The organism is Streptomyces xingningensis (genome assembly GCF_054957865.1).
This window is the reverse complement of the sequence record NZ_JBDJPF010000040.1, coordinates 27,949-41,022: the sequence shown is the minus strand read 5'-3', so window position 1 is coordinate 41,022 and position 13,074 is coordinate 27,949. Positions and strand designations below refer to the sequence as shown.

11 protein-coding genes and 1 pseudogene are annotated in these 13,074 nt (G+C 69.2%); 5 read left to right on the top strand and 7 right to left on the bottom strand.

Features of this window, described 5'->3' with window-relative positions; all coding sequences use genetic code 11:
- Positions 1–37: 37 nt before the first annotated feature.
- Complete coding sequence (locus tag ABCR83_RS20850; RefSeq protein ID WP_462696616.1) at positions 38–1,294, bottom strand: phosphatase PAP2 family protein; 1,257 nt, start codon at positions 1,292–1,294, stop codon at positions 38–40.
- Between the two features lie 604 nt (positions 1,295–1,898).
- On the opposite strand from ABCR83_RS20850, the gene ABCR83_RS20845 reads away from it, so the two are divergent.
- From ABCR83_RS20845 to ABCR83_RS20830, 4 genes are all read left to right on the top strand, one after another.
- Positions 1,899–3,047 carry an NAD(P)/FAD-dependent oxidoreductase gene (locus tag ABCR83_RS20845; protein ID WP_462696615.1) on the top strand — a complete coding sequence of 383 codons (1,149 nt, stop codon included), beginning with the start codon at positions 1,899–1,901 and terminating at the stop codon, positions 3,045–3,047.
- Between the two features lie 218 nt (positions 3,048–3,265).
- Positions 3,266–3,388 carry a hypothetical protein gene (locus tag ABCR83_RS20840; RefSeq protein WP_462696614.1) on the top strand — a complete coding sequence of 41 codons (123 nt, stop codon included), beginning with the start codon at positions 3,266–3,268 and terminating at the stop codon, positions 3,386–3,388.
- A gap of 90 nt (positions 3,389–3,478) precedes the next feature.
- The gene (locus ABCR83_RS20835; RefSeq protein WP_462696613.1) at positions 3,479–5,647 is read left to right on the top strand and encodes a TOMM precursor leader peptide-binding protein; all 2,169 of its coding nucleotides are present in this window, start codon (positions 3,479–3,481) and stop codon (positions 5,645–5,647) included.
- A 28-nt stretch (positions 5,648–5,675) separates the two neighbouring features.
- Entirely contained in the window at positions 5,676–6,785 is a 1,110-nt protein-coding gene (locus tag ABCR83_RS20830; RefSeq protein WP_462696612.1) for a SagB family peptide dehydrogenase, read from the top strand.
- 22 nt (positions 6,786–6,807) lie between these two features.
- Here the strand turns inward: ABCR83_RS20830 and ABCR83_RS20825 are convergent, their stop codons facing one another.
- Positions 6,808–7,737 (bottom strand): LysR family transcriptional regulator, encoded by a 930-nt coding sequence (locus ABCR83_RS20825; protein WP_462696611.1) that lies wholly within the window; start codon positions 7,735–7,737, stop codon positions 6,808–6,810.
- A 7-nt stretch (positions 7,738–7,744) separates the two neighbouring features.
- Between ABCR83_RS20825 and ABCR83_RS20820 the strand changes: the two are divergent.
- Positions 7,745–8,284 (top strand): annotated as a pseudogene (locus ABCR83_RS20820) (carbonyl reductase); the annotation flags it as partial.
- 43 nt (positions 8,285–8,327) lie between these two features.
- On the opposite strand, the gene ABCR83_RS20815 reads toward ABCR83_RS20820, so the two are convergent.
- From ABCR83_RS20815 to ABCR83_RS20795, 5 genes are all read right to left on the bottom strand, one after another.
- A complete protein-coding gene (locus ABCR83_RS20815; RefSeq protein ID WP_462696610.1) occupies positions 8,328–8,624 on the bottom strand; it encodes a DUF1330 domain-containing protein in 297 nt (98 codons plus the stop codon).
- A 109-nt stretch (positions 8,625–8,733) separates the two neighbouring features.
- Positions 8,734–9,495: an SDR family NAD(P)-dependent oxidoreductase gene (locus tag ABCR83_RS20810; RefSeq protein WP_462696609.1), complete on the bottom strand. Its 762-nt coding sequence runs from the start codon at positions 9,493–9,495 to the stop codon at positions 8,734–8,736.
- Positions 9,496–9,565: 70 nt separating this feature from the next.
- Positions 9,566–9,808 (bottom strand): acyl carrier protein, encoded by a 243-nt coding sequence (locus tag ABCR83_RS20805; RefSeq protein WP_462696608.1) that lies wholly within the window; start codon positions 9,806–9,808, stop codon positions 9,566–9,568.
- 51 nt (positions 9,809–9,859) lie between these two features.
- Positions 9,860–11,107, bottom strand: coding sequence for an aminotransferase class I/II-fold pyridoxal phosphate-dependent enzyme (locus ABCR83_RS20800; protein ID WP_462696607.1), 1,248 nt, complete (start codon positions 11,105–11,107; stop codon positions 9,860–9,862).
- Positions 11,104–13,074, bottom strand: a complete 1,971-nt coding sequence (locus ABCR83_RS20795; RefSeq protein WP_462696606.1) for a condensation domain-containing protein — start codon at positions 13,072–13,074, stop codon at positions 11,104–11,106. The genes ABCR83_RS20800 and ABCR83_RS20795 overlap by 4 nt, the downstream gene beginning before the upstream one ends.

Genomic DNA, 13,074 nt, shown 5'->3' with positions numbered 1-13,074 from the left:
AGGGAAGCCCTCAGCCCGCAACCCGATGCAACATGGCTCACACCAATTCGGGTTGCGGTTCCCGTTGCCGCGCTGGTGCGGCCTTCGGTTCCCACCCTTTGGTGGCCCGTACATAGCCATGGACCACTGAGGCCATCGCCAGAATGAGAAGCGGTCCGAACACCCACGGATACTTGGCCATCTCCATCGGCAGATAGCGATACGACACCAAGAGCGCAGCGAAGACCGTTGCGCCGTAAGCGACCAGCTGGATTCCCGACCGATCCCAGCCCCGATCGAGCGAGCGCAGGGCTGCCTCGATCGTGAGCACAAACACCACGCCGGCAACGATATCCGTGCCGTAGTGAAAGCCGAAGCCCAGCGTTGCACCGAGCGTGGCAATCAGCCAGAACGCGCCTGCAAATCGAAGAATCCACGGACCCTTGCGGGAGTGAATGAAGATCGCAGTAGCCCATGCCGTATGCAGGCTGGGCATGCAGTTGCGTGGGGTGATCCCGTCGAATGGCATCCAGTGCGGAACATTGGCCGGCGGCGTGTCCGGCCACAGGTTGGCCACCGCCCAGTGCCCGCCGTCGGCGCCATAGGCGAAGATCGGTCCGACCACTGGGAAGATCATGTAGATGCCCGGCCCGAGGAGGCCGATCACCAGGAAGGTACGCACCAGATGATGGCCCGGGAAGCGGCGCTCGACCGCCACATTACGCAGCTGGTACAGCGCGACGACGACCGCGGCCACCGCAAGCTGACCGTAGACCCAGCCGAGGACATGGTTACCGATCGGACCGGTGGCCGTGACAATCCGCCCGGCCAGCCACGAAGGGTTGCCCAGCGCGTGATCGGCGGTTGCCACGTACTGGTCGAGCACCATCGGACGGGCCTTCGAGGTGATGAGCAGCCAGGTGTCGCCGGTCTTGCGGCCGGCCACCAGCAGCAGGCCCAACCCGATGCCCTTCAGTAGCAGGACACGTTCCCGGCCGGTGCGGCGCGTGATGGCGATGACCGCACAGCCCAAAATCACCCACAACGCACCATTGCCGAACATCATCTTGGCGCCGACCGCCCACCGCACCAGAAAGAAGGCGATGTCGATGCCGATCGCGGCCCCCGCCGCAATGAGCCGTTGCCGCCAGGTGAGCACCACCATCATCAACGCCATACTGGCGTACAACAGCGGCCCCGATTTAGGAGCGAATATGACCTCCCTGGCCTGGTTGGCAATCGGCCCCGGTAGGCCGTAGCCACGTGCGGCAATCTCCATCATGATGAGGAACCCGAGGGCCACCACACCTGACATGCCCCACAGTATCGCCCGTGGTTGACGCCACGCGGAGAATGCAATTCTGCCGTTTATTCGCGAAAACACCCGCGACGCTATAGATATCAATTACTCGACCGATTTGTTATTTGGTTGACCAGGTCACTCTTTGTGTTGGACAGCATGGTTTCCGGTGAGGGCGGACGATGAGGTTGATCATCGCGATCTCAAGTATGTTATCGGAGCGGTGCGGTGAGTCTCGCCGGTCACGGGTGGTGCGAAGGTCGGGCGACCCTGCGCTCGACGGCCCGGCGTCCCGGGGGTGACCACGAAACTCCCGACGCCGGGCGGGCATCGAGGGTGTCACGGGTCACCCAGTGGCTCCGACCTCGACATCGTCGGGGTGGTGGCGGGCAGGGCTTCGAGACGTGCCAGGGCCTGTGTGATCGTGTCCGTCCGGGGCCGGTGCGGGGGGACACACATAGGCGAGTACCGGTGCTCCGGTCACTCCTGGTCTGCGCCCTGCTCCGGTGAGTTGACCCAGCCAACCCGACGCCATCCACAACTGCCTTTCTGGGTATTCATCTTTCGCTGCCGAAAACGAGTCGATCGTGTCAGCTCGAGGGGTGCGGATATGTATGACGTGGCTATCGTAGGAGCGCGATGCGCCGGGGCTACGACAGCGATGCTGTTGGCCCGGCGCGGACATCGGGTACTGCTGTTGGACCGGGCCCGCTTTCCGCAGGACACCCTCTCCACGCTTTTCATCCACATGCGCGGCGCCGCCCTGCTGGAGCAGTGGGGAGTTCGGGAGGCGGTACTCGGCACGGGCTGTCCGCAGTTGACGAAGATGTCCTTTGCAGCCCCTGGGGTGTGTATCGAGGGACCGGTCGCCCCGCAGGGAACGGTGAACGCGGTATGTGCGCCGCGCCGGTACGCGCTGGACGCGGTGCTGGCCGAGGCGGCCGTGCGCGCCGGTGCGGAGTTTCGGCAGGGGGTGTCGGTCAACGGGTTGCACTTCCAGGACGGCACGGTGACCGCGGTGCGCCACACGTGGCGGGACGGGCGCAGGGAAGTGGTCGAGCAGGCCCGGCTGGTGATCGGCGCCGACGGGCGCAACTCCACGGTGGCGCGTTTGGCAGGCGTCCCGTACCAGCGGTGGGACGGAAGGCTGACTCGCGCCCAGTACAGCTACTGGAGCGGCATCACGGGTGAGACCGTGCGGTTGTTCGTCGGGGCCGACGTGGGTGCCGCCGTGCTGCCGACGCAGAACGGGCTGACCCTGGTGAATGTGCAGGACCCCGTCGAGGCCCCGGCCGGCCCTCGGGTTGGCCCTCGAGAGGACAGACAGCGAGGCTACCTGCGTCTGCTCGAACGGGCGTCGCCCGAGCTGCGGCAGCTGGTGGCCGACGGTCGCCAGGAGGAACGGCTGTACAGCTGCACCAATCTGCCGAACTTCTTCCGCCGCCCATGGGGGCCGGGCTGGGTGCTGGTCGGCGACGCCGCGTATCACAAAGACCCCATTGGCGCGCAGGGCATCGCCGACGCCTTCGAGCAGGCCGCTCTGCTCGACAACCACCTCGCCGACGACATCGGGGACATGGAGCGGACGCAGGGCGGACTGCGCGCATACGCCGCCGGACTTGTCGACCGCTTCACCGGGCCGTACGAGGAGAACCTACGGCACGCGCGCCTTCGGATGTCCGAGCAGGAACTGGGCTGGCTGCGCGAGCACCAGGAAGATCCGGAATTCCGGAGCGCTTTTCTGCGAAGCATCTCAGGGGGAAAATAAGCGTGCATACATACATCGGACAACAGCACAAACCGTCAGGATGCTTACAGGCTGGTGCGATTTCATTCCTCGTGTACACCCGGCGCACTTGCACGCCTCTCTCGAATTGATTACCGGCTCCCGTTTCGGGAATTTTCCCGGGTGACAGAATGCGCGAATCGAGCGCTCTTAGACGGGCGAAGCGAGGCGCACTCATCATCACGGAAAGGATCACTTCGATGGATGACGTCACGCAGGACATGTTCGAGGAGATGTCCGTTCCGGAGCCCGCGCCGGCGTTCAGCAGTTGCTGCATCGTTTCCTCCTGTGCCGTCGTGGTGGACGACGAGCAGCCCGAGTAGCCGGCCGAAGGGTGTGCCCCGGTCCTGTCCTGGACCAGGGCACACCTGCGCGTCATCCCTCCGCCCGCGCCCATGGATCAAGGTGGTGCCATGAACCCGTCCCGGGTCCCGTCTGCCACTTCCTCTCCGGAATTCACCGCCCGCCCCGATGTCCGCTTCGTCGCACGATCCGGCTGGCTCTACGTATGCGCCAGCACGGTCACTCTCCGGTTGGGCGGTGCCGTCCCGGAGCAGACCGCCGGCGAAACCGAACACATCGGCGTGGAAGCCCTGCCCGAAGCGGCGGTCGAAGGGCTACGCCGACGTCGGCTACTCGCCGAACATGGACCGGCGCCCGCCCATCCCCTCTACGACACCACGGCGGTGGCAGCGGTCGGTAACGGCGTACTGGTGGCCGGAGAAGGCCCGCTGCCCGACGCCGTCCATGCCCTGCTGACCGGGACGGGGCTCCGGGTTCACCGGTCCGCCGTCCCGAGTGTCCGGAACACCCGCATGGCGATCGTGCCGTTGTCCCTGGACGAGACCGAGCTGCGTTGCTGGGCACAGTGGCCGACTCAAGCCGGTGGCAACCGGGTCATGACGTATCTGAGCACACCCACCCGGCTGCTGTACGCCGTGCTGGAACCACCGCATACACCCTGCCCGGTGTGCCTGGTGCGGCGCCTGCGTTCCCACCACGCCTGGCAGGCCATCGCCGACCTGCCTCTTGACGTCCTCTTCGGGGCGGCTGACAACAACGCCTGGCCCACCACCGCACTCGCAGCCGCCGCACTCGCCCATGAGACCGTCAGATCGCTGTCCCATCCCGGCCCCCAGGGCCCGTCGCATCTCATCGAGTTGGACCACTCGTCGCTGGAGCGCACCCGGCATCGCCTGCTGCACACGCCCCACTGCCCCGCCTGCCCCGTGGACGCCCACCAGGCCCCCCGCAGCGCCACACCGCCCGCCCCCGGACCCGGGCGGGACGCCGGCACCGACTGGGAGCGGATGCGGAACGCGATCAGCCCGCTGACCGGGATCGTAGGCGGCCTGCGGGTGACCGAGGGCCGGCAGCCGGGCGCCACCACCCACGTCTACACCACGGGGATGCCCACTACGACGTGGTTCTCCTCCGTCAGAGCCATCCCGGAAGGCGCCGCGAGCAAGGGGAACCCGGACACCGCCCGCGTATGCGCTCTGGGAGAGACCCTGGAACGGTATGCGGCAGGCGTCTACGACCAGCGAAACCTGATGCGTGCCACGCTCGCCGCCCTGGGTGACGCGGCTGTCGACCCTCGCAGCCTGCCCTTGGGATCCGCCGCCGAGTACGCGCGACTGTCCCGCTACACTCCCTTCGATCCCGAAACCGAGATCGACTGGGTTCCGGGCGTTTCACTGACCAGCGGGCTGCGCCGCTACGTACCGGCCTGCGCCGTCTACCTACCCTACCGTTTCCCCTCCGGCCACCGTCCCTGGTTCGATCTCATCTCCAACGGACTGGCGGCCGGCCGTGACCCCGAGCATGCCGCCCTGAGCGGCCTGCTGGAACTGGTGGAGCGGGACGCGGCGGTCATTTTCTGGGCGAACCGGCTCGCTCTGCCCCGCCTGGACCTGTCCGGCCTGCGCGACGGTCAAGTCCACGACTTGGCTGCCGACTTGATCGCCACAGGTGCCCGGGTCACATGCAAGGACCTCACCACCGATCTCGGGATTCCCGCCGTCGGCGTGCAGGTGCTGACCGGAACGCCGGACCGGCCCGTCGTCGCCCATGCCGCACGTGCCGCCTTGGATCTGCACGAGGCCGTTCAGGGAGCCCTGGAAGAGGCCTGCCTGTGCCTGACCTCCATCGAGCCCATGTTGCGGAGGGACGGCGTCCCGGCCTTTGATCAAGACCTGCGCGGCGTCATGGACTTCGGCCGCTACTACTGCGCACCCGAACGGCTGGCCCACCTGCGGCTCTTCGACGACGGCCCCGCACACCCACTCGCCGCTCCCCGGACCACCCCGGTGTCCACAGGCGCGGACCTCACCGAAGCGATCGAGCGCCTGGCGCGGGCCGGCCACGAGACGATCACCGTTGACGTCACACCGGTCGACGTCGACGAATGCGGTGTCTCGGTCGTGCGCACCATTGTTCCCGGGCTGTGCCCGCTCACCCTGCGCAGGGACTTCCACCGCCGTGGCGGCCCACGGGTCTTCCAGGCGCCCGTCGCGATGGGCGCGCGCCCTGCCCCGCTGAGCGAGGACCAGCTGAACCCGATGCCGCTGCCCTTCCTGTAGACCCCTTCCCGAAGACCCGGAGTCGCACATGAGTGAGCAGCAGCACTACCGGCGCAACCCCGACCTGCTGCCCGAATGGAGCGACGGTCCCGGAATGGTCGTCCGCGACTGCCGGCAGTGGCGGATGTTCACCGTCCAGCCGGAGCTGCTGACAGCACTCTCCCACCTGGACCGCCCGCGCACCGCCGAGGACTTGCACACCCTATGGCCCCGGTCCCCGGGCCCCGAGGCAGTGGCCGCGCTCCTGGGCAAGCTCGCCCGGGCCGGTATCGTGCACCCCTGCGAGCCCGGACCGCAGGGCGACACAAGGTCTCCCGAACATGGCTCGCCAGACGGACGCACACCTTATGAGCTGGCAGTTCACCGGCAGGCGGGCACCGCAGCCGCCAGTGGGCGGGATCTACGGGCCTCACCACCCGCCCACTTGAGGCACGGCGAAGCCCTCGCCACCGTCCCCCTCCCTGAAGCCACCGACGTGCCGAGCCGTGCCCTGGCCACCGTACTGACCGAGCGGCGCAGCATCCGGGCCTTCGCCCCGCATCCCCTTTCCTTGGCCGTTCTGGCAGCTTTCCTCGACCGCGCAGCCCGGGTCCGTGGCTATCTGTCCTCGCCGGACCTGCAGCAGACGCAGCGTCCCGCGCCATCCGGAGGAGCACGCCATAGCCTGGAGACCTATCTCCTCGCCCGTGACGTGGACGGCCTGGAAGCCGGTGCCTACCACTACGACCCCTTCGCGCACACACTGAACCATCTCGCGCCTTGGAGCGAAGGCCTGACCGACCTTCAGCGCCGTCTTATCGTGGTGCCCGCCCAACTGCGGCAACCGCCTCCCATCAGCCTCTATCTCACATCCTGGGTGGCTCGCACCGGCTGGAAATACTCAGGCATGACGCTCGCAATGATCTATCGCGACACCGGTTGCCTGCTCCAGACCATGTGCCTGACCGCGACCGACCTGCGGCTGGGTGCTTGCCCCGTCGGGGCCATCGACGGTGCGCTTTCGCCGCCCTTCCTGGCGCCCTACCGGGACCGCCTGATCCACGTGGGGGGCCTGGCCCTCGGACTGCCCGCACCGGACCAACCGCCGGTTCCCGTCATCCCGCTCCAGCCCGGCATCGAGTTGCCCCGAGTTCCTTGACAGCACGGCCGACGGTCGTGTGTCAGGGGTCCGGGATGGTGTCCTCGCCTAGGGCCGCGGCCCGCAAAGCGGCCGCGAGGCGGACGACCGGTTCGGCCGGCGGCTGAGGGAGCCGGGCCAGCAACAGGCGCCGCGTCTCCTGCGGGCCGCCGCGCACCGGCAGGATGCGCACGCCGGGCGGCGCGGCGGGGGCCAGTGCGCAGGGCACCGTGGTCAGCCCGCAGCCGGCGGCGACGAAATGCAGTTTCGCCAGCCAGTCCCGGGCGGTGTGCGCGATCTCGGGCCGCTCGTCCAGACCCGGCCACACCCCCATGAGCCGGTCCGCGCCGGACGCCGAACCGGCGATCCACCGCTGCCCGCGCAGGTCGGCCACGTCGACGAACTCCCCGCGGGCCAGCGGGTGCGCCGCGGGCACGGCCAGGCACAGGGCGCGCTCGGTGAGCGTCTGCAACACCAAGGGAGGTGACTCGGCGTCCGGTGCGCGAAACGGCGGCGCCGACGACAGCAGGGCGAGATCGATGCTGCCCGCCCGCAGGGCGCGCACCAGCGCCGGGCTGCCGCCCTCACGGCTGACGACGTGCACGCCCGGGTCGCTGCGCCGCAGCGCGGCGAGGGCGCGCGGCACCAGGGTCGTACCAGCGGTGGGCACCCAGCCCAGGCACACGGTCCCGCCCTCCTCCGGCAGGCCGGACAACTCGCGGGCGGCCGCGGCGATCTCGTCGAGCACGACTGTCGCGCGGCGCATGACGACGCGGCCCGCCGAGGTGAGCCGTACGCCGTCGCGCCGTCGCTCCAGCAGTTCCGCGCCCGCCGCCCGCTCGATCGCCGCGATCTGCCGGGACACCGCCGACTGGGTATAGCCCAGCGACGCGGCGGCCGCGGTGAAGGTTCCCTGTTCGGCCACCGCGCGGAAGACGCGCAGTGCCGTCAGTGACACATCCCTGAAGTCCATGATGTTTACGCATACCATCCTGCGCTCCTTCGGCCCCCTCCTGCGCCCCGGCAGCCGGCTGCTCGTGATCGCCAGCAGTCTCGGCACCCTCGGCCACCTCGACCCACGGCTGCGCCGGCGGTTCGACGGCGCCGGCCTCGACCAGGTCGAGTACGCCGTCGAATCCTGGCGCACCGCCGTCCACAACAACACCGCCGCCGAGGCGGGTTGGCCGCGGTGGCTGAACGTGCCTTCAAAGGTGGCCCAGGTCGCCGCCGTGCGCGCGGTCGCGGCCGCACGCCGCGAGCACGACCTCGCCACCGGCATCCTGATCGCCTCCGTCTGCCCCGGCATGGTCGACACCGCCACCTCCCGGCCGTGGTTCAGCGACTACAGCCAGGCCCGGTCACCCTCCGATGCGGCCCGTGCCGTGCTCGACGTCGTGTTCGCCGAGCACGTCGACCCCGCCCTGTACGGCGAGTTGATCCGCTTCGGCACGGCCCTGGACTGGCACAGCGGCACGCCTCCGGAAGAGCAGGACCGCATGGTCAATCCCTCTGACCGGTAACGATGGCGGTTTCCTCCCGCAGACGACTTGACTCAGCCCTGGGCTACGCCGTGCCACGAACCAGGAGAACGAGGCTCTCGGTTGCGGCGAGGCGGTCCTGGGATATCTCCAGGTACTCGGGCGAGGTCGCCCACGCGGTGAACGCGTCGCGATCGGGGAAGGCCAGGAGGACGACCTTGTCCCGGTCCCACTGCCCCTCGACAACCAGCGGCTGCTCGTCGGCCGCCAGCAGCCGGCCGTCGTACCGGGTGAGCATCGTCGCGAATCGTGCCACGTAGGACTCGTAGCGGGGACGGTCGTGGATGGAGAGCTGGGCTATCGCGTAAACGGTCATGGTCATAGCGTCCTCCGGCCGATCGGGATGACGGCAGGTGGGTGTTGCCCTGGCATGGCTGCGCCGTTGCCCGGCGGCCCATCAGCATGGCCGGCGGGGTCCACGCTGCGTGTCACTATGCGATGTGCGTGCCGCCATCGACCGTCAGGGTGGTGCCGGTGATGTAGGACGCCGCGTCGGAGGCGAGGAAGACCAAAGCCGCAGCGAGCTCCTCGGGCTGCCCGATGCGGCCCGAAAGCACCCGCGGCATCATCGCCTCAAGGTAGCCCTCGGCATAGCCGTCGGTCATCGCGGAGGTGAAAAGGCCCGGCGCGAGGGCGTTCACGCGGATGCCCTTGCTGGGGGTCCACTGCTGGGCGAGATCGCGGGTGAGCCCGAGGATCCCGGCCTTCGACGCCGAGTAGGCGGCCTGCGGCAGACCGCCCGTGACCAGCGCGAGGATGCTCGAGACGTTGACGATGGCACTGCCGGGACGCATCACCGCGCCCGCGGCCTGGGCCATCCAATAGGAGCCGTTGAGATTGATGTCGATGACCTCGCGGAACTGCTCCGGTGTCTCCTCCGTCGCGGGTTGTTCACTGCTGATCCCGGCGTTGTTGACAAGAATGTCCACCCGCCCGAATGCGTGCACAGCCGCGTCGACCAGCGCACGGCAGTCCTCCGGCTTGGCAACGTCGGTACGCACCGCGACGGCCCGGCGGCCGAGCCCTTCGACGGCCGTGCGCACAGCCTCCAGCCTCTCGGTGCGCCGCGCCCCGAGCACAACATCGGCGCCGGCCTCGGCCACCGCGGTGGCGAAGGCGATACCCAGCCCGGAGGAGGCGCCGGTGACCACGGCGACGCGACCGTCGAGCCGGAAGCGATCGAGGACGCTCATGGCCGCCTGACCCTATGGGGAACCATTCTGGGCACGGCACATCTCCCGAAGTGAGTCTTGTTCGGTGCAGTCACCGGTGGTTGGCGAGGTAGCTCACCACGTCGCCGACGGTTCTCAACTCCGCGACCTGGTCGTCGGGGATCTTCACCTCGAACCTGTCCTCGACCGCCACGGTGATCTCCACCATCGACAGGGAGTCGATGTCGAGATCGTCGGTGAACGACTTCTCGGTGGTCACCTCGGCGGGGTCGAGGCCGGCGGTCTCTTCGACGATCTTGGCAATGGCGTGGAGTATGTCGGTGTTGTTCACCACGGGCTCCTCCTTCTTGGGATGGGGTCGGTGTGGCGAACCTCGGTGGGGACGTCAGAGCCCGAGGCGCCGTCGGTAGGTGAGGAGGGTGCGCAGGAAGCCGTCCAGCTGCTCCTCGGTGTGGCCCGCGTGCGGGAACAGGCGCAGTAGCGCCTGGTTGCGTGCGACGGCCGGGTAGGAGAAGACGGGTACGAGGTAGCCGTCCTCGACGAACCACTCCCGCATCTGCAGGGCGGCGGCGTCGTTCCCGATCGGCACCGAGAGCATGTACGACTCGGTCGGCGTCGTCGGCGTGCCGGCCTCGTGCATCTGCCGGCGAAGGCGGGCGGCATGCGCCAAGTAGTCGTCGACGATCCCCGGATTGCCGGCGAGGGCGTCGATCGTGCGCTCGGCGGTGTAAGCGGTGGGTGGCTGGATGGCGGCGGTGAACATCGAGGTGCCGGAGAGCAGTTCGAAGGCGTCGATGGCCACCGCCGGCCCGGCAATCGCGCCGCCTTCCAGACCGATGGCTTTCGACAGCGACACCATGACGAAGTCGGCCCGCTCCCGGATCGCAGCCGCCTCCCGGGCGTACGGACGGTTCTCGGGCCCGTAGACCATGAAGCCGTTCGCATCGTCGATCATGCTGATGGCGCCGTGACGGTCGCACTCATCGAGAATCTCCGCGATCGGCCCCATGGTGCCGTCGGCCGAATAGATGCTCTCGGCGATCACCACGGTCTTGCGGGCCCGGACCCGGTCCAGGATGCGCGCCAGGTCGGAGACGTCGTTGTGCCGGAACGCGTGGACCTTGCGGCCGTAGCCGAGTCCCTCCAGGCCCTTCCAGATGCTCCAGTGGACGTCACGGTCGACGACGAAAACGGTGTCGTGATTACGCACTTCGATCCCGGCGTCGAAGTGCGCAGAACTGCTCATGGCGTGGACGAACCCGATGTTGGCCAGGAGCCCGGTGGCGAAGCTGATGGCTCGCTCCTTGCCGGTGTGGCGGGCGATCGTCGCCTCCAGCACTTGGTGCGGGCGGCAGATCCCCTGGGTCATCCTGGATCCGCTGGTGCTCAAGCCGTGGGCGAGCGCCCCCTCTGCGAAATGACGCCGTACCGGGATGTGGCGCTCCAGATCGAGGAAGCTGATACTGGCGAAGTTCACCAGCTCGCGGCCGTTGCGGACGATGGTCGGCCCCACAGGACCGTCCACCACCGGCGGGCGGTATGCCGTGTCGTGAGTGTTCGCCTCGACGAAAGCGGCGAAGGCCCACGGGGCCAGGCGGTCCACGGACGGTGCGGGGGCGTGGGGCGCGGTCATGGTGAGGTTTCTCCTCCACGATGGGCGCGGGGCGGTAAGGGCTCCAGGGCTGCGGCAAGGTGGCCGAGCGAGGCCGTTCCGGCCAGCTCGTCCGACGCGATCCCGGTGAAGCCGAACTCGTGAAGCAGCGCCAGTAGACGAGGGACGGCGACCAGGGTGACTCCGTGGTCGGCGAGGCAACGGTTCATGTCCACGGCACCAGGGCTGTCGAAGGAGCCGACCGGCGGACCGCCGGGTCCGACAGCGGCCACGGCGGCGGCCAGAGCCCGTTCGGCGCCCGTCGCGGCCGGACGCGACGGGACCCGCAGGGTTCCGGTGCCGCCGGTGGCGGTGCAGGACCGGTCGGGCAGACGGCCGGATTCGAGGCCGGCCGGGGACAGGACGTAGCGGCCCGGGGCCACCAGACCGGGCACTTCGCCGAGGTGGTCCAGGACATGGCGGTGCAAGTCGCCGGGGGTGACCTCAGGGGCGACGCGGGCATGCGCAAGGAGGTGCGGTTCCTCGCCTTCCCCCGCGGCGTCCCCGCTGGGCGCCACCGTCACATCGAGCACTCCGGGGTGGCCGCGTAACACGTCCTCGACCTTGGGCAAACACACCCATCCCTGCGGGGCGCGCCACCATCCGGAGGCGGCCGGGGTGAGCGAGCGTGCCGGAACCGGGCACTCGGCACCGTCGGCGAGCACGCGCAGGAAACCGCACAGACGGACGGGCAACTCCATGGCCTGCCCGGCGTCGAGCAGGTGATCCCCGACGGTCACATCGAGGGTGACGACCCCCGAGTCGCGGCCGAGGTCGACATAGAGCGTCTCGCAGGGCTCGTCGGGCGCGCTGCTGATCCAGCTGGCGGACCCGTCCGGCGGGGTGTTCTGCGCGGGGACCAGATAGTCGCGAGGCCACGAGTAGCAGTTGTACTCGATGGTGGGGACGGTCACGACACCGCGGCGACGGTCCATGCGCGCCTGGGCGGCGACCAGCTCCGCGGGGCGCCACTGACCGTGCCGGTAGGCGGCGGCGGAGGCGGCGGCGACCGAGGCGACCACCTCGCCGAACGCCGCGCCCGGGCGGAGATCGATCTGTACCGGAACCGTCAGGGCCCGGACACCGATGCTGTTCCGCAGAGCGGCCCGGGCCCGGTTGGAGACCACCACCGACGCGAGGAACCGGTGTTCGCCGGTTCGGGTGGCGACGTCGTGGGCCAGCGCCGCGAGCACCACGACCTCCGGGCTGACCCGATAACGCCGGGCGACGCGGTCGAGGTCGTCGTACGCACCCATCGAGCGGTGCTGGAGGCGGTGGCGCCCCTCGCCGTTGCCGGTCCCGCCGAACGGGGCCAGCACGCCGGTCGGGTTGCTCGCGAGACGCATGAGCCACTCACGCTCCGCTGCGCGGGCACGTTCCGGGGGCTGGGCGGCGACCGCGTCGAGCGGGTGCACGGATGCCGCCACCGGCGCGTCGCCGCCGCGCAGTTGATCGTGCAGTTGGTTGATCAGTACCGCCAGCCCCCATCCGTCGATCACCACGTGGTGGGCGGCCATCAGGACCGCACGCGGCTTTCCCGCCTCGAGCAGCACCCTGGCGAGCCAGGGCGGATTTCGCTCGGGATCGATCGGGCGGGCGGCCAGCGCTGCCGTGGCAGCCTCCAGGGTGTCGGCATCGACGGCGGGGACGTCGACATAGTCGACCGGCAGCGGGGCCCAGTCCACGCGGTGGACGTGTTGTATCGGACGGAGCGGGTCGACAGTGGTGCGCAGGGCCTCGTGGCGGGCGGTGAGGGAGGCGAGCGCCAGGTGGACGTCGGCGACGGTTGCCGGGGGCGGGACGTGGCAGTGGTCGGCGAGCGGCGTCGGGTTCACCCGCCGTGCTGAGGGAATGGTGCGCTCGAACCAGTGCCACTGCTGGACCCAGGTCAGCGGCCCGCTGCGGGTGACGGTGGCGGGGCCCGGGGCCGGTTGCGGAAGGTGGTTCAC

Coding starts and splice junctions, on each gene's coding strand:
- ABCR83_RS20800 (WP_462696607.1), bottom strand. CDS start 11,107: ATGACCGCGCCCCACGCCCCCGCACCGTCCGTGGACCGCCTGGCCCCG.
- ABCR83_RS20815 (WP_462696610.1), bottom strand. CDS start 8,624: ATGACCATGACCGTTTACGCGATAGCCCAGCTCTCCATCCACGACCGT.
- ABCR83_RS20835 (WP_462696613.1), top strand. CDS start 3,479: ATGAACCCGTCCCGGGTCCCGTCTGCCACTTCCTCTCCGGAATTCACC.
- ABCR83_RS20830 (WP_462696612.1), top strand. CDS start 5,676: ATGAGTGAGCAGCAGCACTACCGGCGCAACCCCGACCTGCTGCCCGAA.
- ABCR83_RS20810 (WP_462696609.1), bottom strand. CDS start 9,495: ATGAGCGTCCTCGATCGCTTCCGGCTCGACGGTCGCGTCGCCGTGGTC.
- ABCR83_RS20850 (WP_462696616.1), bottom strand. CDS start 1,294: ATGTCAGGTGTGGTGGCCCTCGGGTTCCTCATCATGATGGAGATTGCC.
- ABCR83_RS20825 (WP_462696611.1), bottom strand. CDS start 7,737: ATGGACTTCAGGGATGTGTCACTGACGGCACTGCGCGTCTTCCGCGCG.
- ABCR83_RS20840 (WP_462696614.1), top strand. CDS start 3,266: ATGGATGACGTCACGCAGGACATGTTCGAGGAGATGTCCGTTCCGGAG.